The organism is Streptomyces rhizosphaerihabitans, from assembly GCF_025399795.1.
GTDB classification, from domain to species: Bacteria; Actinomycetota; Actinomycetes; order Streptomycetales; family Streptomycetaceae; genus Streptomyces; species Streptomyces rhizosphaerihabitans.
Genome location: NZ_JAODTZ010000001.1, coordinates 50,994 through 70,617, shown reverse-complemented (window position 1 = coordinate 70,617; position 19,624 = coordinate 50,994). Strand labels below are relative to the sequence as shown.

The 19,624-nt window shown below is 71.7% G+C and carries 16 protein-coding genes; 9 read left to right on the top strand and 7 right to left on the bottom strand.

Annotated features, from left to right (window positions below):
- Positions 1-19: 19 nt before the first annotated feature.
- The 3 genes from N4G66_RS00315 to N4G66_RS00305 form a co-directional block, all read right to left on the bottom strand.
- Positions 20-1,633, bottom strand: a complete 1,614-nt coding sequence (locus tag N4G66_RS00315; RefSeq protein ID WP_261701814.1) for a transporter — start codon at positions 1,631-1,633, stop codon at positions 20-22.
- The gene (locus tag N4G66_RS00310) at positions 1,630-2,427 is read right to left on the bottom strand and encodes an ABC transporter ATP-binding protein (protein ID WP_261701813.1); all 798 of its coding nucleotides are present in this window, start codon (positions 2,425-2,427) and stop codon (positions 1,630-1,632) included. The genes N4G66_RS00315 and N4G66_RS00310 overlap by 4 nt, the downstream gene beginning before the upstream one ends.
- 107 nt (positions 2,428-2,534) lie before the next feature.
- Positions 2,535-3,188 (bottom strand): bifunctional DNA primase/polymerase, encoded by a 654-nt coding sequence (locus N4G66_RS00305; RefSeq protein ID WP_261701812.1) that lies wholly within the window; start codon positions 3,186-3,188, stop codon positions 2,535-2,537.
- 304 nt (positions 3,189-3,492) lie between these two features.
- Between N4G66_RS00305 and N4G66_RS00300 the strand changes: the two genes are divergently transcribed.
- Together N4G66_RS00300 and N4G66_RS00295 are read left to right on the top strand one after the other, a co-directional pair.
- Complete coding sequence (locus N4G66_RS00300) at positions 3,493-4,878, top strand: transcriptional regulator (RefSeq protein WP_261701811.1); 1,386 nt, start codon at positions 3,493-3,495, stop codon at positions 4,876-4,878.
- Positions 4,879-5,340: 462 nt separating this feature from the next.
- Positions 5,341-6,963, top strand: a complete 1,623-nt coding sequence (locus N4G66_RS00295; protein WP_261701810.1) for a hypothetical protein — start codon at positions 5,341-5,343, stop codon at positions 6,961-6,963.
- A gap of 186 nt (positions 6,964-7,149) precedes the next feature.
- Here the strand turns inward: N4G66_RS00295 and N4G66_RS00290 are convergent, their stop codons facing one another.
- Positions 7,150-8,448: an ABC transporter substrate-binding protein gene (locus N4G66_RS00290; protein ID WP_261701809.1), complete on the bottom strand. Its 1,299-nt coding sequence runs from the start codon at positions 8,446-8,448 to the stop codon at positions 7,150-7,152.
- A gap of 117 nt (positions 8,449-8,565) precedes the next feature.
- Between N4G66_RS00290 and N4G66_RS00285 the strand changes: the two genes are divergently transcribed.
- Entirely contained in the window at positions 8,566-9,066 is a 501-nt protein-coding gene (locus N4G66_RS00285; RefSeq protein WP_261701808.1) for an SCO4402 family protein, read from the top strand.
- Between the two features lie 292 nt (positions 9,067-9,358).
- Entirely contained in the window at positions 9,359-10,243 is an 885-nt protein-coding gene (gene purU / locus N4G66_RS00280; protein WP_261701807.1) for a formyltetrahydrofolate deformylase, read from the top strand.
- A gap of 109 nt (positions 10,244-10,352) precedes the next feature.
- Here the strand turns inward: purU and N4G66_RS00275 are convergent, their stop codons facing one another.
- Positions 10,353-11,648 carry a zf-HC2 domain-containing protein gene (locus N4G66_RS00275; protein ID WP_261702136.1) on the bottom strand — a complete coding sequence of 432 codons (1,296 nt, stop codon included), beginning with the start codon at positions 11,646-11,648 and terminating at the stop codon, positions 10,353-10,355.
- Between the two features lie 137 nt (positions 11,649-11,785).
- Entirely contained in the window at positions 11,786-12,367 is a 582-nt protein-coding gene (locus N4G66_RS00270) for a sigma-70 family RNA polymerase sigma factor (RefSeq protein ID WP_261701806.1), read from the bottom strand.
- Positions 12,368-12,896: 529 nt separating this feature from the next.
- Here N4G66_RS00270 and N4G66_RS00265 point away from each other — a divergent pair.
- Positions 12,897-13,226 (top strand): STAS domain-containing protein, encoded by a 330-nt coding sequence (locus N4G66_RS00265; RefSeq protein ID WP_261702135.1) that lies wholly within the window; start codon positions 12,897-12,899, stop codon positions 13,224-13,226.
- A gap of 315 nt (positions 13,227-13,541) precedes the next feature.
- Positions 13,542-14,054, top strand: a complete 513-nt coding sequence (locus N4G66_RS00260; RefSeq protein WP_261701805.1) for an EF-hand domain-containing protein — start codon at positions 13,542-13,544, stop codon at positions 14,052-14,054.
- A 130-nt stretch (positions 14,055-14,184) separates the two neighbouring features.
- On the opposite strand, the gene N4G66_RS00255 is transcribed toward N4G66_RS00260, so the two are convergent.
- Positions 14,185-15,717 carry a class I adenylate-forming enzyme family protein gene (locus tag N4G66_RS00255; RefSeq protein ID WP_261701804.1) on the bottom strand — a complete coding sequence of 511 codons (1,533 nt, stop codon included), beginning with the start codon at positions 15,715-15,717 and terminating at the stop codon, positions 14,185-14,187.
- Between the two features lie 195 nt (positions 15,718-15,912).
- Between N4G66_RS00255 and N4G66_RS00250 the strand changes: the two genes are divergently transcribed.
- The 3 genes from N4G66_RS00250 to N4G66_RS00240 are packed head-to-tail and all read left to right on the top strand — an operon-like array spanning position 15,913 to position 19,226.
- Positions 15,913-17,100 carry an amidohydrolase family protein gene (locus N4G66_RS00250; RefSeq protein ID WP_261701803.1) on the top strand — a complete coding sequence of 396 codons (1,188 nt, stop codon included), beginning with the start codon at positions 15,913-15,915 and terminating at the stop codon, positions 17,098-17,100.
- Complete coding sequence (locus tag N4G66_RS00245) at positions 17,100-18,254, top strand: acyl-CoA dehydrogenase family protein (RefSeq protein ID WP_261701802.1); 1,155 nt, start codon at positions 17,100-17,102, stop codon at positions 18,252-18,254. The genes N4G66_RS00250 and N4G66_RS00245 overlap by 1 nt, the downstream gene beginning before the upstream one ends.
- A 9-nt stretch (positions 18,255-18,263) precedes the next feature.
- Entirely contained in the window at positions 18,264-19,226 is a 963-nt protein-coding gene (locus tag N4G66_RS00240; RefSeq protein WP_261701801.1) for an acyl-CoA dehydrogenase family protein, read from the top strand.
- Positions 19,227-19,624 lie beyond the last annotated feature (398 nt).

The following is a 19,624-nucleotide window of genomic DNA, read 5'->3' as shown; positions in this document are numbered from 1 at the left end:
TGCGCTCGCACTCCGGCTCTCACCCCTTGCTGACCGCCGCCAGGATCTCCGGCAGTCGCTGGGCCGTCCGGGGTGCCGCCAGCCGGAGCCCCAGCAGTGTGATCAGTGCCCCGTAGACGGCGCCCACGGGCAGCAGCAGCCAGCTCCACCGGTCCCCGTCCGCGCTCACGTTCAGCCAGATCGTGAGGGCGATGACGGGGGAGGCGAGCAGTGCGGCCGAGACCATGCCGCCGAAGATGGCGATCCAGGCGAGGCCGGCCTGACCGGGGGCCACGTTCTTGTAGCCCTCCTGGGGGATGGAGTAGGGGAAGCGGGCCGAGGACCAGGCGCCGGTCGCCAGCATCGCGCCGAGCAGCGCGAAGGACAGGCCGAGCACCTCGGGCAGCTTCTCCCACGCGCCGAGCAGCCCGGTCGTCAGGGCGGTCACGAGCGTCGCGTACGGCAGGGTGATCACCAGCAGGGCCAGCGCGCGCCCGCGCAGTTCGACGTAGGCGTCTCGGGTCGAGGAGATCGTCAGTGCCACCATCCAGAACGCGGACGTGTCCTGCCCGAACTGGTTGTACATCTGGATCCCGAGCATCCCGGCCGCGAAGCAGGCGAAGTAGACCGAGCCGGTGCCCTGGAGCGCGTTGAACACCGGCACGATCAGCCCGATGGCCAGCGAGGTCACCCAGGCCGCCTTGGTCTTCGGATCGCGCCACACGTACCGCAGGCTGCGCTCCATGACCGTGCCGGTGCGCCCCGCCGGGAGCAGCCGCGCGAGCCCCGACGAGCCGCGCTCGCGGCCGGCGGGCTCCGCGGCCTGGAGCGTCGACCCGTCGGGCGAGGTCATCAGCCGCGTCAGATGACGGGACCAGAGCGCCAGCAGCCCCGCCAGGGCGGCCGCGCACAGCGCGAGCCGGGCGATCCCGGCCCCGTACGATCCGTCGCTCACCGAGTCCACGGCGCCGATCGCAGACGCGGGCGGTATCCAGGACAGGATGTCCGTGACCGGGTCCAGCTTCGACAGGCCGCCCGCCGAACCGAGCCGCTGCGCACCGAAGTTGACCAGCTGCGCGCCGACCGCGACGACCAGTCCGCTGAGCACCGCCAGATCGCGGCCCTTGCGGCTGGACAGCAGCCGGATGTTGGCGGCCGCGACGGCCCGCGCGAGCGCCACACAGACCAGCAGGGCGAGCGCGAGGGCGAGCACCGCCGTCGCGTACGCCGCCGCCCCGTGCGCGACCGAGATCACCGAACCGAGCAGCAGGCAGAAGGTGAAGAGCGGCCCGACGCCGACCAGCGAGGCGGCCAGCAGTGCCCGGACGAGCGGCCGCGGCCGCAGTGGCAGCATCACCAGCCGCGTCGGATCGAGCGTCTCGTCCCCGCTGGGGAAGAACAGCGGCATCACGGTCCAGCCGAGCGCCAGGATCGCCACGAGCAGGACGCCGACGGCGGTGGCGTGCGCGTTGCCGCGCAGCGCGATCAGGCCGAGCAGCTGGAGCACGGCGAAGAGCAGCACGAGCACCGTGGACACGATGAACGCGGCCCGCCGCCCGGCCGACTGCCGCAGCCCGTTGCGCAGGAGCGACAGCTTCAGGCGTACGACGACGGGGGTGATCGACGCGGCGGAGACGCCGGTGCCGGCGCTCACCGGGAAGCCCCGCCGCCCAGCCAGTCCAGGTCGGCCGCGGTGCCCCGGCCGTGCGCGCCGACCAGCTCCAGGAAGGCCTGCTGGAGCGAGGGCGCGCTGCCCCGTACGTCGGCGAGCGGGCCGTGCGCGCGGATGCGGCCGGCGGCCATGACGGCCACCCAGTCGCACAGCGACTCGACCAGCTCCATCACGTGCGAGGAGAACACGACGGTGGCACCGGAGGCCGTGTACCGCTCCAGGACCCCGCGGATGATCTGCGCGGAGACCGGGTCGACGCCCTCGAACGGCTCGTCGAGGAAGAGGACTTCGGGGTTGTGGAGGAGGGCGCAGGCCAGACCGATCTTCTTGCGCATGCCGGTCGAGTAGTCGACGACGAGTTTGTGCTGCGCGCCCGCGAGGTCGAGGACGTCGAGGAGCTGGGCGGCCCGCTTGTCGACCTCGGCGCCGGGCAGGCCCCGCAACCGGCCGGTGTACGCGAGCAGTTCACGCCCGGAGAGCCGCTCGAAGAGCCGTAGTCCCTCGGGCAGCACACCGATGCGTGCCTTCACCTCCACCGGGTCGCGCCACACGTCGCGGCCGACGACCTCGACGGTGCCCTGATCGGGCCTGAGCAGCCCGGTCACCATCGACAGGGTGGTGGTCTTGCCGGCCCCGTTCGGTCCCACGAGCCCGATGAACTGCCCCGCGGGAAGCTCCAGATCGATCCCGGCCACGGCGACCTGCTCCCCGAACCGCTTCCAGAGCCCCCGCACACGTACGGCGGGCACGCCACCGTCCTTCGCTCCCTCGCTCATACAGGCACCCTAAGCGCCTACGGCCGCCCGCTCCCCGTCCCTACCGGTCTCAGTCGATCTCCGCGAATCTTTATGGGCGGCTGCGGCCCCTGTGGACTGCTGCGGATCTACCGGTCCCGTCCACAGGCGTAGGCCAGCGGCGAGATCAGTTCCTCCGCGTCCGGCAGCCAGCGGTTCGCGGGGGTCGGCCGGCAGGCCCACTGCACGGCGCCCCGGGAGCCGAACCGGGTCGGCGGCGCGGCCACGTAGGCCCCCTCGCCGAGCGCGACCAGGTCGAGGGAGGCGGGCGGCCAGCCCAGCGTCCGTACCAGACCGGGGATCTTCGCCGCGGCGCCGGGAAGCACGAAGAAGTGCATGCGCCGGTCCGGTGTGCACGTCACCGGCCCGAGGGTGAGTTCCATCCGCTCCATGCGGGCGAGCGCCAGGAACCCGGCCGTCTCGGGCACCTCGATCGCGTCGAACGTACGGCCCGTGGGCAGCAGGATCGACGCCGTCGGCCGTATCGCCCAGAGCCGCCGTGCGACGGTCGCGCTGCCCGTCGCCTGCGTCGCCCAGTCCTCCCGCGCCGGATGCGCCCCGGGCGCGGCACAGGCGGGTTCACCGCAGGAGCAGAGCTGTATCCCGCCGACCGTTTCCAGCCAGGTGCCGGGGACCACGTCCCAGTGGCGTTCCTCGGCATAGCGCACGGCGGTTTCCTGCAGCGACTCGCCACGCCGCCGGGGGATCTGCGCGGACTCGGTACCTGCGATGGTCTCTTCCACGTGGATCCCAACTCCCGCGTCCACCTCGGGTTACGGGGGACACGCGCGCGGGGGAGGAGCATCGATTCCTCGCCTGGGGCGCATGGATGCACGTGTGGGGGCGCGCAGGGGGAACGGCAGCCGGTAGTGGGTAATCAGGGATGGGGTCGGGCAACCGCCCTTACCCCGGCAATCCTCACATGTCCCGCATCTTCGGCATGTCTGCGGGGCATTGATCTTCCTGGCCGACTTCTTTCGCTGGTCGGCCGGTGAGGACACGTCAACTCGGTGCGTGGGCAGGCACCGCAGCCACAGGGGGTACGCCATGGCCGCAAGGCCTCTCATCGCCAGGCAGCCGAACGAACGACTGCAGGCACTCATCCAGGAAGCGGGCTGCTCGAACGCCGGGCTGGCCCGCCGGGTCAACATGTGCGGAGCGGAGCACGGACTCGATCTGCGCTACGACAAGACGTCCGTCGCGCGCTGGTTGCGCGGTCAGCAGCCGCGGGGCCGGGCTCCGGCGATCATCGCCGAGGCGCTCGGCCGCAAGCTCGGCAGGACGGTCACGATCGACGAGATCGGCATGGCCAACGGCAAGAACCTGGCGTCCGGCGTCGGTCTCCAGTTCTCGCCGACCATACTGGGCGCCATCGAGCAGGTCTGCGAGCTGTGGCGCAGCGACGTGGGGCGACGGGACTTCCTGTCCGGGTCGTCCGTCGCGGCCTCCGCGCTCGTCGAGCCGAGCCGTGACTGGCTGATCTCGTCGCCGGACTCGCAGGTCGCCCGCTCGGCGGGCCCGCGCGTCGGGCTCTCGGACGTGGCGGCGGTCCGCGCGATGACCCAGGCCCTCGTCCAGCTCGACCACCAGTACGGCAGCGGTCATGTGCGCCCGGTCGTCGTGCACTACCTGAACAGCGTGGTCTCCGGGCTGCTCGCCGGTTCCTACCGGGAGGCGGTCGGACGCGAACTGTTCGCCGCCGTGTCCCGGTTGACGGAACTCGCCGGCTACATGGCCATCGACACCGGTCAACCCGGGCTCGCCCAGCGCTACTACATCCAGGCGCTGCGGCTGGCGCAGGCGGCCGGCGACCGCGGTTACGGCGGCTACGTCCTGGCCGCGTCCATGAGCCACCTGGCCGCCCAGCTCGGCAACCCGCGCGAGATCGCGCAGTTGGCGCGCGCGGCCCAGGAGGGGGCACGCGGGCGGGTGACACCGCGGGCGGAGTCGATGTTCCACGCCGCCGAGGCGCGCGGGCACGCGCTGATGGGCGACGCGCGCGCCGCGCAGGTGGCGTCGGGGCGGGCCGTCACGGCTCTGGAGAACGCCGACGAGTCCTCCGGGGACGACCCGACGTGGATCGCGCACTTCGACGAGGCCTATCTGGCCGACGAGTTGGCCCACTGCCACCGGGACCTCGGCCAGGCCGAGGCCGCCGCGCGGTGCGCCGAGGAGTCCCTGGCCGGCCATCCCGAGTCGCGTGCCCGCCGCCGGGCCATCGGCTACGTCCTGCTGGCCACGGCACAGGTCCAGCAGCGCGAGGTGGAGCAGGCCTGCCACACCGGTCTGCGCGCCGTCGAACTCCTCGGCACCCTCCGCTCCAACCGCGGCGCCGAGTACCTGGAGGACCTGCAGCAGCGCCTGGAGCCGTTCCAGGACGAGGCCGTGGTGCGGGAGTTCGGGGCGCGCATGGAGTTGCAGGCGGCGGCGTGAACGCACGCGTGGGGCACGTGGGTTGAGTCGTGCGCGGCTCGGCGTGGACGGACGGCGTGTGTCCTGCTGGGGGCGCACGCCGCGTGCGCCCCATGTGAACCGAACGCCGTGCGCACCGTGGCGCGTGCGCTCCGGCGTGAGCGTTTGCAGCGAGGGTTCGGTGTGAGGGCCCGGGGAGTCGTCCAGGGGCGGCGCGATCGCCCGGGTTCCGGCGCGGGTGTGATCATTTCTCTTCCGTGCCTTCGGGTCCGCACGAATGAACATATGGCCTGTACCGGCGTGAACGCCGGGAAAACGTGGGCGCTGTGAGCGAGGGCAGTCGAATACAGCGCATTCGGGGGCGGTTTCGTTACCCGCGTCACACGGCACGGGGATCACTGCCGGTGCTGCGTAGCACCGGGTTGTGGGGACCCGGTAGCGTGAGCCGATGATTCCGAAGGTCCCCCATTCGTAGGAGTCCCGGTGACGCAGAGTGGACAGGGCGAGGAGCCCTCGGCGCGGCCCGCGCGCGAAGGCATCGTGCTGCCCTCCGACGGTAGCGAGCCGCTGCTGCCGGGTACGGCGGGTGACCGTGTGGCGCCGGTGAGTGCTCCCGGCTGGGGCGGACAGTGGGGCCCCGACCAGTCGGCCGCCCCGGCCCCGCAGCCCGGTGACGGCTGGGGTGCGCCGGTGAACGCCCCTCAGTCGTGGGAGGCCTCCGCGCCCTCCGGGCCCCAGGGCTGGCCGGGGTCGGACCCGCACGGCGCACAGCAGGCGCAGGGCTTCGCCCAGCAGGGATCCGGCTCCGGACCGCTGCCGCCCGAGAGCGCGCAGCCCTCGTCGTACGGCGCCGGGAACGGCTATGCGCCGGGGGCGCACGGCTCGCACGCGGCCGCCGGATACGACGGCTACGGCAGCAACTACGGGGCCCAGGAGCAGCAGGGCGGTCACGCCGGACAGGGCGCGTCGATGCCGTCCGGCGGCGAAGACGGGGCGACTCAGTACATTCCGTACATCCCGGCCGCTCCGGGTGGTGACGAGGGGGCGACGCAGTTCATACCGCCGGTGGGACCGGGCGCGCTGCCGCCGGAGGTCCGGCCCGAAGCGACGCAGTACCTCGGGCAGACGCCGCAGGGCGGTCCCGGCGCCGGATCGCTGCCGCCCGTCGGCTCGGACGCCGACGCCACGCAGTACATCCCGCCCGTGCCCGCACAGCCGTCCGGGTCCTACGGGATACCCGCCGGCGCTCCGGAGGAGCGGCAGCCCCCGGCGGAGTTCGACAATCTCTTCCGCAGTGAGCCGGAAGCGGCCGGGGCGACGCAGATGCTGCCGCGTATCGACGCGGGCGCACCACAGGCCCCGCACGGCGCGGGCGACATGTACGGCGGGCAGTCCGCGCCGGGCGCGCCCGGTGGCCGGGCCGCGGCACGGCGTGGTGGCCCGTCCGACGGCGACGGAGCGGGCGGCGGTGACCGCAGTCGCTCACGCGTCCCGGTGATCGCGGCCGTCGGCATCGGCATCATCGTGCTCGGTGTCGGCGCGGGCGCCCTGCTCAGTGGCGGCGGAGGCGGTGGCAACGACGACACCGGCAAGACGGTGGCCGCGACCTCGCCCGCCACACAGGGTTCGTCGGCGGCCGCCGGCGACCCGGTGAAGGCGCAGGCCGTCGAGCTGGACAAGGTCCTCGCGGACAGCACCAGCAGCCGTGACTCGGTGATCAGCGCCGTGGCGAACGTGAAGGCGTGCAACAACCTCGGCCAGGCGGCCGGTGATCTGCGGGACGCGGCCAAGCAGCGCGGCGAGCTGGTCACCCGGCTCTCCTCCCTGGCGGTCGACAAGCTGCCGAACCACGACGAGCTGGCCGCCGCCCTCACCAACGGCTGGAAGGCCTCCGCGGCGGCCGACAACCACTACGCGGCCTGGGCCGACCAGATCGGCAACGACAAGAAGGGCTGCCACAAGGGCCACGCCCGCAACACCGGGCAGACCCGGGCGGGCGACGCCGCCAGCGGCACGGCCTCCGCCCAGAAGGAGAAGGCCGCGAGGCTCTGGAACTCCATCGCGTCCAAGTACGGACTGACACAGCGGACCCGCACTCAGCTGTGACCGGCAGTCGGCTGTGACCCGCAGTCGACTGTGACCGGCAGTCGGCTGTGACCGCACGAGAGCCCGGCTCCTTCGCTGAACGGCGAGGGAGCCGGGCTTCGTTGTGGGCGCTGTTCCGGTTCCGGTCGGTCGGGGCGGGCGGACCCGCCCCGACCGCAGGCGGGTCCGCCCGCGATGTCCGTCCGGCTAGCCCGCGTTCGCCAGCGTCTTCGCCATGTTGATGAACCCGTCTCGCTGCGTGGTCAGTTGACCGTCGCGGATGACCTGGAAGGTGACATCGGCGTTGACGAGTCGCGGGAAGTCGCCGGCCCCGATGAGGTCCTCGAAGCGCCAGCTGAGCGTCGGTGTGAGCCCGCCCGTGGTCACCTTGAGGCCGTTGTCGAGCTCGCGCCGGATGGTGAGCGACGAGATCTCGCCTGCGCCGAGGGACTCGAGGACCTTCTTCAGCACGGTGTAGGCGATCCAGGTGGTCTGCACCCCGGCGTCGGCGGGATCGATCCGGTTGTCGCCGAAGGCCTGCTCCTTGATCACACCGCGCATCGCGTTCCAGCGCGCGTCGTCCGCCGTCGGGTACCAGCCGGTGACGTACGAACCCTCGTAGGGGCCCGACTTGCCGCCGGTGGCGTCGATCAGCGACTGGTCGATGCTGCCGATGACGGTACCGGTGTGCACCTTCGGGTAGTCCGCGCTGTCGCGCCGGAAGGAGTCCATGAAGGTGTTCGTGCGGTCACCGAGCGCGGGGACCACGCACCCTCGCCCGGTCGAGCCGGAGGTCGCGTGCTGAAGCGCCTGCTTCGTCGGCTGGGAGTACTCCGTGGCGTCCTCGGCCGCCCGCTGATCGGCGGCCTGGGGGTGGCCCAGCGCCTTCAGGCCGGCGTCGAGCAGCACCGGCAGCTCGTCACCGGCGATGGTGTCGGGGCGGATGAGCGAGACAGGACCGCAGTTCTTGCCGAGCTGCTCGCCGAGGCCCGCCAGCAGCGCGGGCTGGCCGCCGTTGATGGGGTAGGAGATGGGGCTGGTGAACTCGTCGTCGGTGACGCCGAAGCCCCCGATGTAGGGGATGCCCGCGCTTTCCAGCGGGGCGAGGAACGAGCGGCTGTGCTGGCTGTAGGAACCCACGACCGCGACGACCTTCTCGTCGGCCGCCCGCTCGGCGCAGTGCGCGGCGGCGACCGAGTCGTTCTGGTCGTTGCAGGTGAGGACTTCCAGCTTGCGGCCGTTGATGCCGCCGTGGGCGTTGACCCAGCGCGCGTAGGCCTTCGCCAACGCCGGCATTCCGGGCTTGTTCGTTGCGTTGGTCTTCTCCGGCGCCCAGGTCATCACTCTGACGGGGTCATCCCCGGAGCCCCCCGTGGCACCAGGGATGACCCCGCATCCGACGGCGACCGACGCGCACGCGACCAGCGCGCTCGCGTACAGCAGCTTGGCCTTGCGGGGCCGGGGCGAAAGGGGGGTGGTGGTGCGAGTACGTCGCCTACCGGTCATGGGCATGCACGATTCCCCCACACGAGAAACCGTTGTGTGACCTGCGGTCGACACCGGGTGACGTAGAGGTGAATTGCAGGGGTCGATGAACTGTTTTTCACAGGGAACGTACGATCGGTGACCGTGCAAGACTCGGAGAACTCTTCCCGTCGCGGTCGTCGCTCATCCACCATGGGCGGCATGCCACTGAACGACATGCCTTGGTGGCGCTGGCGCAGCAATGTGCGCTCCGCGCTGCACATGCTTTCCGACCCCGTCTTCCAGCGAGACGTCTGGCTCGCAGGAGTCGACGGGTACGGCGACGTCACCGACGCCGTGTACCGACTGGTCGAGGACACCTGGCTGGACAACTGGTCGGCCGAGAAGTACGTCGGCACGATCTTCCGGGACCCCCAGGAGGCGGCCCTCGTGGACAGCGCCGTCCTGCGGGTCCTGCGGATCATGCACCAGGTCGGACCGGACGCACCCGTCTCCGCCTATCTCGACCACCAGGGGTGGCCCGACGCCTTGCAGGCCGCGCGCGCCGCGCACGTACGGCTGGCGTCGAGCGACGGCGAGGACGTGGACGCGCCTCCGCGCACCCTGGAGGTCCTGCGCATCCTGACGCGGTCGGCCTAGAGGCCGGCCCAGCGGTTCCACCGGGGGTGGGCCAGCGGTTCCACCGGGGTTCGGCATGGGGTTCGGCCCCGTGGTCGGCCCGGCACGCGTCCCGGTGATCGGAACAGCCCTCGGTCCGACGGTGACCGGTGACCGGGGGACGTCCGTGACGCGTTCGTGGAGCGCTCCCCGGGCGTCGGGGACGGACAGGTGCCCGTACGGCGTCCGCGGAGCGGCCGGGCGGTGCCACGCGGACGTCCGCGTGGCGGGACGGCACTCCGTCGCGGGCGCCTGGTATGGGACCCTGTCCCGCATGAATGAGCCGTCCGTCCGCGGGAGCGCGCCCGCCTCCGAGCAGTACGTCCTGACTCTCTCCTGCCCCGACAAGCAGGGCATCGTGCACGCCGTGTCGAGCTACTTGTTCATGACCGGCTGCAACATCGAGGACAGTCAGCAGTTCGGCGACCACGACACGGGTCTGTTCTTCATGCGTGTCCACTTCTCGGCGGAGTCGCCGGTGACGGTGGACAAACTGCGCGCGAGTTTCACGGCGATCGGTGACGCCTTCCACATGGAATGGCAGATCCACCGGGCCGAGGACCGGATGCGCGTCGTCCTCATGGTGAGCAAGTTCGGCCACTGCCTGAACGACCTGCTCTTCCGCGCGCGGATCGGCGCGCTGCCCGTCGACATCGCCGCCGTGGTGTCGAACCACACGGACTTCGCGGAGCTCGTCGGGTCGTACGACGTGCCCTTCCACCACATCGCGGTGACGAAGGACACCAAGGCCGAGGCCGAGGCGCAGCTGCTGGAGCTGGTGCGCGAGAAGGGCGTCGAGCTGGTCGTCCTCGCCCGCTATATGCAGGTCCTCTCGGACGACCTGTGCAAGCAGCTCAGCGGCCGCATCATCAACATCCATCACTCCTTCCTGCCGAGCTTCAAGGGCGCCAAGCCGTATCACCAGGCGCACGCCCGCGGGGTCAAGCTCATCGGCGCCACCGCGCACTACGTGACCGCCGACCTCGACGAGGGCCCGATCATCGAGCAGGAGGTCGAGCGGGTCGGCCACGACGTCACCCCCGACCAGCTGGTCGCCATCGGCCGTGACGTGGAGTGCCAGGCGCTGGCGCGCGCGGTGAAGTGGCACGCGGAACGTCGCATCCTGCTGAACGGTCGCCGGACTGTCATCTTCGCCTGACCGCCTGACCGCCTGACCGCCTGACCGCCTGACCGCCTACGGCGCACGGGCGTAGGGGCGTACGGGCACAGAAGTGTGGGGCGGTCGTGGCTTCGCCGCCGCGGCCGGGTTACATCCGGCTCAGTGACGCCGCCGCGAACAGCACGTCCCTGATGGCCTCGCGGTCGCCGTCCTGTCCGGCGGCCGCCTCCTCCGGGGACACATGGCCCGCGGCCAGGCGGCAGAACTCCACGCCGTCCAGCGCGACATGGGCCACCTCGCGCTCGGCGGAGCCGACCGCGCCGGGCGAGTCGAGCGGGATGAGCCACTCGCCGCCTCCGGAGCCCTCGATCTCCAGGCGCAGGCTCCGCCCCGGAGCGCCCGCCGCGACAAGATGCCGGACAGGCGGGGCCGACAGCCCGGCCCGGCGCCGCTCGGCGAGGGAGACGGGCAGCATCCGCGCGGCCAGGTCGATCATCCGGTGGAGGTGCCGGGGAGCGGGCGGTTCGTACGGGTAGTCCACGGCGTCGGCGATGTCCCCCGCGTGCACCCAGCACTCGAAGGCCCGGTCCAGCATCGAGTCGCTGAGCGGCAGTTCGAAACCGCCGTACGCCACGGTGAGCCGCCCGGAGCCCTTCCCGCCCCCGGTCTCGCCCGCGTGGGAGGTACCTCCCTCCACGAACGACACCGTCCGGACGATGCTGTGGCTCTGCTCCCGCCAGGGCCCGCGAACGGACCGGGTGGGCGGGACGCGCGAGGCACGCCAGTACGCCTCGGTGCGATCCTGCGGTGTCGGCCGCTCCGCGTCGGCCTTGCCGAGCGGGTCGTCAAGACCCAGCGCGACGGCGACCAGTCCGTCGACGGTCAGCAGATGGGCGATGACCCCGGCGACCGTCGTACGGCGGCTCACGGGCCCGTCGCCCTCGAACCAGCGCAGCCGCACGGGCGCGTGCCATTCGGAGCCGCCGATGTCCTGGAGCAGGGCGTCGAGGCGGGCGGTCTCCGCGTCGTACGGAGCGGCCCACTCGGGTACCGGGATGCGCGGCGGGCGCCGGCCCAGGCAGCTCGTCAGGACGCGGGTCCGCAGCGTCGGGTTCAGGTCGAGGCTCTCCGCCGGGTGCAGCAGTCCGACCGCCTCGCGCAGCCGCAGCGCCTCCTCCGCACACGAGCCGCAGTGCCCGAGGTGTTCCTCGACGGCTGTCGTCTCGTCGGCCGAGCAGGCGGCCAGCGCCCATGCGCCGAGCAGCGACTTCAGGACCCGGTGTTCGAGGACGAGCGGCGCCGGGCCGGGTGCGGCGGCCGGTTCGGGCAGCGGCAGTCCGGTGTCCTCCACGGAGGCGCGCGGCGGCGGTATGCGAGGGGACCCGTCCGGCCGCGGCTCGGCGTCACCGCCGCTGCCCACGTCCTCATGTCCGTCCCCATGCATCCCGCTGTGCCCGTCCTCGTCCTCGCGCAGGCCGTCGTGCCCGGCCCCGTTCCCGTCCACGCCCTCGTCCATGTCTCCGTGCACGCCCTCGCGCCCGTCCTGGTCGTCGAACGACTCGGAACGGTCCGTTCCCTCGCTCACCGGGCACCCCCGTATTCCGGCGGTGCGCCGGTGGGACCGGTGTCGTGGGCGGTGGACAGGAGCTGGAGGCCGAGGCGGAGCCGGCGGCGGGCCTCGTCCTCGGTGACGCCGAGGTCGGCGGCGGCCTGTCGGTAGTCACGGCGCTGGAAGTACGCGAGCTCCAGGGCGGCCCGCAGCGGGGTCGGCATGGACGTGACGATGTAGTCCGCGCGGGCGGCGACGGACGCGCTGCGCACCTTGCGCTCCAGCTCCTCGGCGGTGCCGTCGCCGCCCCGGGCGAGCGCGGCGGTCTCGGTGGCGCGCAGGCGCTGCACGGCCAGGCGGTGGGTCAGTGTGGCGACCCAGGAGCGCAGGGGGCCCTGCTTGGGGTCGTACGCGTCGGGGTTCTCCCAGACGTGGGTGAAGACCTCGCGGGTGATCCCGTCGGCGGCCCGCTCGTCTCCGAGCACACGATGGGCGAGACCGTGCACGAGCGAGGCGAACCGGTCGTAGAGCTCACCGAGCGCGGCCGCCTCCCCGCGCGAGAGCCGCTGCTGCATCTTGCGGTCCCAGCGGGGCGGTGCGTCCTGTGTCGCCATACGGCCCCCTCACCCCTGGTCGTGCCCGGCGCCCGTCCGTGTGTCCGGCAGGTGTCCCGGCCGTGTCCCCTGCCGCTGTCCAGTCATGCGGTGCTGCTGTCCAGCGTGTGCGCAACTGCTGTCTTGAATGTAGTCGGCACGTCGGACGACGCACGCCCCTTTGCGTCAATGTGCGCCCCTGGGCAGGCGATGGATGGTAGAAGCGCGCCACTTCCACTCCCGGACGTGACCGCAACTGGTCGTATGCGACCGAAAGAGAACCCTCGTGAAGCATTTTCGACCGTAGACAGGCGTTTCTTCCTGGCGGGATCCGTGTTTCATGGAACTACGGCGGGGCAGCCGCGCTGGAAGGAAGCGTACGGAGTGCTTCCGTTTCTGCTGGGCGAGGCGAGCGAGAGGCGTGGCGGTGACGCTCAAGGTGATCCACGTGACCGACGTGACCGACGGCGACGGCGGCGCGGGAGGCACAGGGAGAGGGAGCACGGGTGGTTCGGGCGCCGTCGGCCGCCAGGAGGGCGAGTGGGCCGTTCTGCGGGTGTCGGGCGAGCTCGACCTCGTGACGTCGCCTGCGCTGCGACAGAGCGTGCACGACGTGGTGGCCGCGGGCCGGCACAGCATCGTCCTGGACCTTTCCGAGGTCGTGTTCTGCGATTCCAGCGGTGTCGGCGTGCTGATCGCCGCCCGCCGTCTCACGCGCTCCTGCCGGGGGCGTCTGCGGCTGATCCTGCCCGCTCAGGGCGCGGCCGACGGCTCCCACGTCAACCGCGTCCTCGGGGCCCTCGGAGTGCGCCGTCTCTTCGACGTGTACCCCGACGTCGACGCGGCCGTCGACGAGGAGTCCCGCCCGCTGTCGGCCTGACCGGCCGGCCGCCGGCCCGTCCGTCCGGTAGCCCGCACCCGCCCCGAAACCGTGCCCCGCCCCGAAACCCTGCCCGAGCCCCTGCCCGAGCCCCGGCTCCAGCCCGAGCCCTAGGCCCAGCTCTGGCCCTCGCCCGGAGTGACGCCCCCTGCTCACTGCGCGACGCACCGCCACGCTGTTGTTCCAGAATTTTTGCGGTCTTGGTACAACCGTCGTTTTCCGGCTCCCCGGGCGGTCCGGGCGTCGTACGCTCCGTGCCAGATGAAGTGCAGTCCGGCCCCGGCCGGCTGAGAAGTGAGGCGGTCCGAACACACCATGGTCAGTACCGAGTACGAGCGCAGGATCGCCGCCCGGTTCGCCGGCTTCGACCAGGACGGCAACGGCTACATCGACCGGGAGGACTTCAACGCCGCGACCAAGGCGCTTCTCGCCGAGTTCGGTACGACGGCCCGGTCGGACAAGGGCCAGGCCCTGTACATCGGAGCCGAGGCGTTCTGGCAGGGCATGGCCGGGATAGCGGACCGGGACGGCGACCAGCGGATCACCCGCGAGGAGTTCGTGAGCGGCGCCGTGAAGCGGCTGCGCGACAACCCCGACCGGTTCGCCGAGATCGCCCGTCCCTTCCTGCACGCGGCCCTCGCGGTGGCGGACACCGACGGGGACGGCGCGGCCACGGTCGAGGAGACCGCGCGCGTCCTCAGGGCCCTCGGAGTGGGCGACGGCCTCGCCGCCACCGCGGCAGCCGCCCTGGACGCGGACGCCGACGGACGGATCGGCGAGACGGAGGTCGTGAGCGCGTTCGCGCGCTACTTCACGGTTCCGGAGTAGGAGAACCGGCCGGTCGGTCAGGGCCGGCCGTTCACCACGGCCGGCCTCCCTGGGGACCGGTCCGGCCGGTCCGCCAGGGCCGACCGCTCACCCGGCCGCCCCGTGGGGACCACCTCGGCCGGCCGGGGTCTCACCCCGAAAAGCGTTCTCTGAGCCGGTACTTGAGTACCTTCCGCAGTGCCTCGTTGCGCGGAAGGGCGTCCACGACCTCCAGTTGCTCCGGCAGCTTGTGCACGGACAGCCCTTCCCCGCGCAGATACGACGTCACGGCGGCCAGCGTCAACCCGGCCGCTCCCGGAGGCTGTTCGACCACCGCGCAGACGCGTTCCCCGCGCTCGGCGTCGGGCAGTCCGATCACGGCGGCGTCGCCGACCGCCGGGTGCCGGTGCAGCAGGTCCTCGATCTCCTTGGCGGAGATGTTCTCGCCCTTGCGGATGATGATGTCCTTCACCCGGCCGGTGAGAACGAGGTGCCCGGTTTCGGTCAGATGCCCGACGTCCCCGGTGATCAGGAACCCGTCCCCGTCGAACGCCTCCGCCGTCTGCGCCGGGTCCAGATACCCCTGGCACACGGCCTCCCCCCTCAGCCGTACATCCCCGTCGGTGCCGCAGGGCAGGCAGGCTCCCGACGTGTCCACGATCCGTATCTCCATGCCCTCGGGGGGCCTGCCCTCCGTGGTCGCGAGGTTCTCGGCCGTGTCGTCCGGCGCGCCCATCGTGATCATCGGGACCTCGGTCATTCCGTACCCGTGGGTGAGCTGCACGCCCATCTCCCGGACGACGGAGTGATAGACCTCGGGCGGCTTCGGGGCTCCGCCGCCCGCGAGCAGCCGCAGCGTGGGAATGACCGGCTCCCCGGGCTGTCTGCGCTGTTCGGCGAGGAACATCGAGTAGAACGCGGTCGACCCGCCCGCCACCGTCACGCCGTGCCTGCGGTAGTCCTCCAGCGCGACGGGCAGCGCGAAGTGCTCGAACATCACGGCCGGGAAGCCGTAGAGCAGCAGCATCACCGTGTAGTCGGGCCCGGCGATGTGCGCGTACGGGAAGGCCATCGAGCCCACGTCACCGGCGGACAACCGCAGCGCGTGGGCGAGGCAGGAACCGCCCGCGATCAGTGAACGGTCGGTGTGCAGTACGCCCTTGGGGTCGGAGGTGGTGCCCGAGGTCCAGTAGATCCAGCGGACGGAGGTGCCGTCGGCGGGCGGGGCGGGCAGCACGGCCGGATCACCGTCCGGCAGCGTGTCGTACGCCTCGAAGACGTTCTTCGCGCCGAGCCGGTGCGCCATCGCGGTGTGGTCGAAGCCGCGCCACTGGCCCGGCACGGCGAAGTACTCCGCCTTGGACTCCCGCAGCGCGAAGCCGACTTCACGGTCGCGGTAGAAGGGGATGACCGGTGACTGCACGGCGCCGATGCGGGCCAGCGCGAAGGACAGGAGGGCGGTCTCGATCCGGGTGGGCAGCTGCCAGGCGACCACCGTGCCGGGGCGTACGCCCTTGTCGTACAGGCCCGCCGCCACCCGCTCGGCGCGCTCGCGCAGCTCGCCGAAGCTCAGGGAGCGGTCGTCCTGGAGCAGGACGGGCCGGTCGGGGGTGAGGTCGGCACGGCGGGCGACCAGTTCCCACAGCGTGCGCGCGGAACTCAGGGCGTGTGCGGTGTCGTTCACTTCGGCCCCCCCGGTGATCGTTCGCTTCGACGCCCATAGCTGACGGGCAGTCAGATCGTGCGCAGAGCGTAGAGCTCGCCGCCTTGTCGGTCCATAGGCGCGGGGCTAGCCTGCTCCTGAACAAATATCTGACGACCCATCAGATACATCGTGGGGGACACCCGCGGACGGACCCGTACGCAGGCGGAGGGGACCATGACCGAACTGCCCCGCATCATCAGCGTCGACGACCATGTGATCGAGCCCGCGCACCTCTTCGAGACCTGGCTGCCGCGAAAGTACCGGGAGCGCGGTCCGCGGCCGCTCACCGCCGGGATCGGTGAACTCGCCTACGTCGCGGGCAAGTATCAGATCACCATGGACCCGGACGGTCCGCCGACCGACTGGTGGATCTACGAGGACCTCAAGTTCCCGTACAAGCGCAACATCGCGGCCGTCGGCTTCGACCGTGACGAGATGACGCTGGAGGGCATCACCCGCGCGGAGATGCGGCGCGGCTGCTGGGACCCGGTCGAGCGCCTCAAGGACATGGACCTCAACCATGTCGAGGCCAGCCTCTGCTTCCCCACCTTCCCGCGCTTCTGCGGACAGACCTTCGCCGAGGCGCACGACAAGGAAGTCGCCCTGGCCTGTGTCCGGGCGTACAACGACTGGATGGTCGAGGAGTGGTGCGGCGACAGCGGCGGCCGGCTGATCCCGCTGTGCCTGATCCCCCTGTGGGACATCGACCTCGCGGTCGCCGAGATCCGCCGCAACGCCGCCCGGGGCGTGAAGGCCGTCACCTTCTCCGAGATCCCCACCTATCTGGGGCTGCCCTCCATCCACTCGGGCCACTGGGACCCGTTCTTCGCCGTCTGCCAGGAGACCGGCACGGTCGTGAACATGCACATCGGCTCGTCGTCCCAGATGCCCGCCGCGTCCCCCGACGCGCCCCCCGCCGTCCAGGCCTCGCTGTCCTTCAACAACGCGATGGCCTCCATGATGGACTTCTTGTTCAGCGGCGTCCTGGTGAAGTTCCCGCGTCTCAAACTCGCCTACTCCGAGGGCCAGATGGGCTGGATCCCGTACGCCCTGGAGCGCGCCGACGACGTCTGGTCGGAGCACCGCGCCTGGGGCGGGGTCAGGGACCTGATCCCGGAGCCCCCGTCGACGTACTACTACCGGCAGATCTTCTGCTGCTTCTTCCGCGACAAGCACGGCGTGGCGTCCCTCGACGTCGTGGGCCGCGACAACGCCACCTTCGAGACCGACTACCCGCACGTCGACTCGACCTTCCCGCACACCAAGGAGGTCGCCCTCGACCATGTGAAGGGCCTGGACGACGAGACGATCCACAAGCTGATGCGCGGCAACGCCATCCGCATGCTGGAACTGGACCTGTAGTGGATCTCGCGTACACGCCCGAGGAGGAGGACTTCCGCGCGCGTCTGCGAACGTGGCTCGCCGGGGTTCTTCCGGCGCTGCCGCCGAAACCGTCCCCGGACGACTGGCCCGCGCGACGGGCGTACGACCTCGGCTGGCAGCGGATGCTGTACGACGCCGGGTACGCGGGCCTGCACTGGCCCGTCGACGCCGGCGGCCGGGGCGCCACCCCGACGCAGCACCTCATCTACCTGGAGGAGACGGAGAAGGCGGGCGCCCCCTATGTAGGGGCCAACTTCGTCGGGCTGCTGCACGCCGGGCCGACCATCGCCTCCGAAGGAAGCGCCGGACAGCGGGCGCGCTGGCTGCCGCCCGTGCTGCGCGGCGAGGAGGTCTGGTGCCAGGGCTTCAGCGAGCCGGGCGCCGGCTCGGACCTCGCGGCGCTGCGCACGCGCGCGTGGCGGGACGGCGACGACTACGTGGTGAGCGGGTCCAAGATCTGGACCTCCCACGCCGAGGTCGCCGACTGGTGCGAACTGCTGGTGCGGACGGACCCCGGCGCCCGCAAGCACCGGGGCATCACCTGGCTCGCGATGCCCATGGACGCGCCCGGGATCACCGTCCGGCCGCTGCGCACGCTCGCGGGCTCCACCGAGTTCGCGGAGGTCTTCCTCGACGAGGTGCGCGTCCCGGTCGCCAACCGGGTCGGCGCCGAGAACGACGGCTGGCGCGTGACCATGGTGACGCTGTCCTACGAGCGCGGCACCGCCTTCGTGGGCGAAGTGGTCGCCTGCCGACGCGTCTTGGCCGAGGTCGCGCGCGAGGCCCGGAAGAACGGCCGCTGGGACGACGCCGCACTGCGCCGCCGCCTCGGCCGGCTGAACGCCGAGTTCCGCGCCCTGTGGCGGCTCACCCAGTGGAACGTCAGCGAGGCACAGGGAACCGGTGGAGTGCCCGGCGTCGGCGGTTCGGTCTTCAAACTGAGCTACTCGCACGCCCGTCAGGAACTGTTCGACGCCGCCGCCGAGGTGCTCGGTCCCGAGGCCCTGGACCAGGGGCGGCAGTGGACCCTGGACCGGCTGTCGTCACTGTCGTACACCATCGCGGCCGGCACCTCGCAGATCCAGCGGAACATCGTGGCCGAGCGGATCCTCGGCCTTCCCAAGGGGAGGTGAGTTCGAAAAGTGGACTTCCGGCTCACGGATGATCAAAGGGCTTTGCGGCAGGGGATCAGGGAGCTGCTGGAGGGCCGGTTCGGACGGGAGGAGCTGCGCGCGGCCCTCGGCCGGGCGGAGCGGCGGGGCGGGGCGACGGACGGGAAGCACCCGGAGGGCGGGCAGGTCCTCGACCGGAGGCTGTGGCGCGAGCTCGGTGCGGCGGGGTTCTTCGCGCTGCGCCTGGCCGAGGCCGAGGGCGGTGTCGGCCAGGGACTCCCGGAGGCCGTGCTCGCCTTCGAGGAGGCGGGACGGGTGCTGCTGCCGGGCCCGCTGATCGCCACGCATCTCGCCGCGGGCGCCGTGGCCGGTGCGGCCACCGGAGAGGTGGTCGTCACGTCCGTCGGCGCAGGGCTCGTGGAATGGCTGGACGAGGCCGACGTCGTCCGCGGGAACGCCGCCGGAGCCGAGCCGCTGGCCTCGGTGGACCCGCTGACCCCCCTGCACCGGCTGCCCGCCTCCACCGACCGGCGGCCCGGGGGCGGCGAACTCCGGGCGCCCTGGCCGCCGGACACGCTTCTCGCGTCGCTCCTCACCGCCGCCGAGCAGCTCGGCAGCGCGGCCCGGACCTGCGAGACGGCCGTGCAACACGCCCGGACGCGCGAGCAGTTCGGGCAGCCGATCGGGGCCTTCCAGGCGGTGCAGCATCTGTGTGCGGGCATGCTCGTGCGGGTCGAGGTGGCCCGCGCGGCCGTCTACGCCGCCTCGGTCACCGCCGACCCGGTGGACATCGCGGCGGCCCGCCTGCTCGCGGACGAGGCCGCAGTGCGCGGCGCCCGCGACTGTCTCCAGGTGCATGGCGGCATGGGCTTCACCTGGGAGTCCGACGTCCATCTGCACCTGAAGAGGGCATGGATCCGGACGCACCGTGCGGGTGAAGCTACACAGGGCGAGGAGGAGTTGGCGGACGACTTGGTGGCCGGGACGGTGTAACGGGCCGCTGCCCCGTGGTGCCGCGGGAGGAACGCGGGCGGATGTCACGGATCGTGGCAGACCGGAATCGCGGAGCGTTGAGACCGGGTTGTGTCCTAGGCGTGACTTGTCACGGCCTGGAGTCGGCGCCGGGCTCCGGTACCTTGTGTGGGATGCGAGTGGTTCTGAGGCTGAGCCATCCCGGTGTTGCCCCCGAGGCCGCGCCGAACCCGGCGATGCGTGCCGCTCGTACGGCAGGGCGGGCCCCCGTACCTGCCTGTTCGACTCCCCGTGGCGAGCGTCGCACAGTATGCCGCACGCGTACTCCTTCGCGCTGGAATATGCCCGAAGCGCTTGTTGGGGTGACTGTACGTCAACCATGCTGTCTCGCAAGGGAATCACGTTCCGTGATCCTTGTT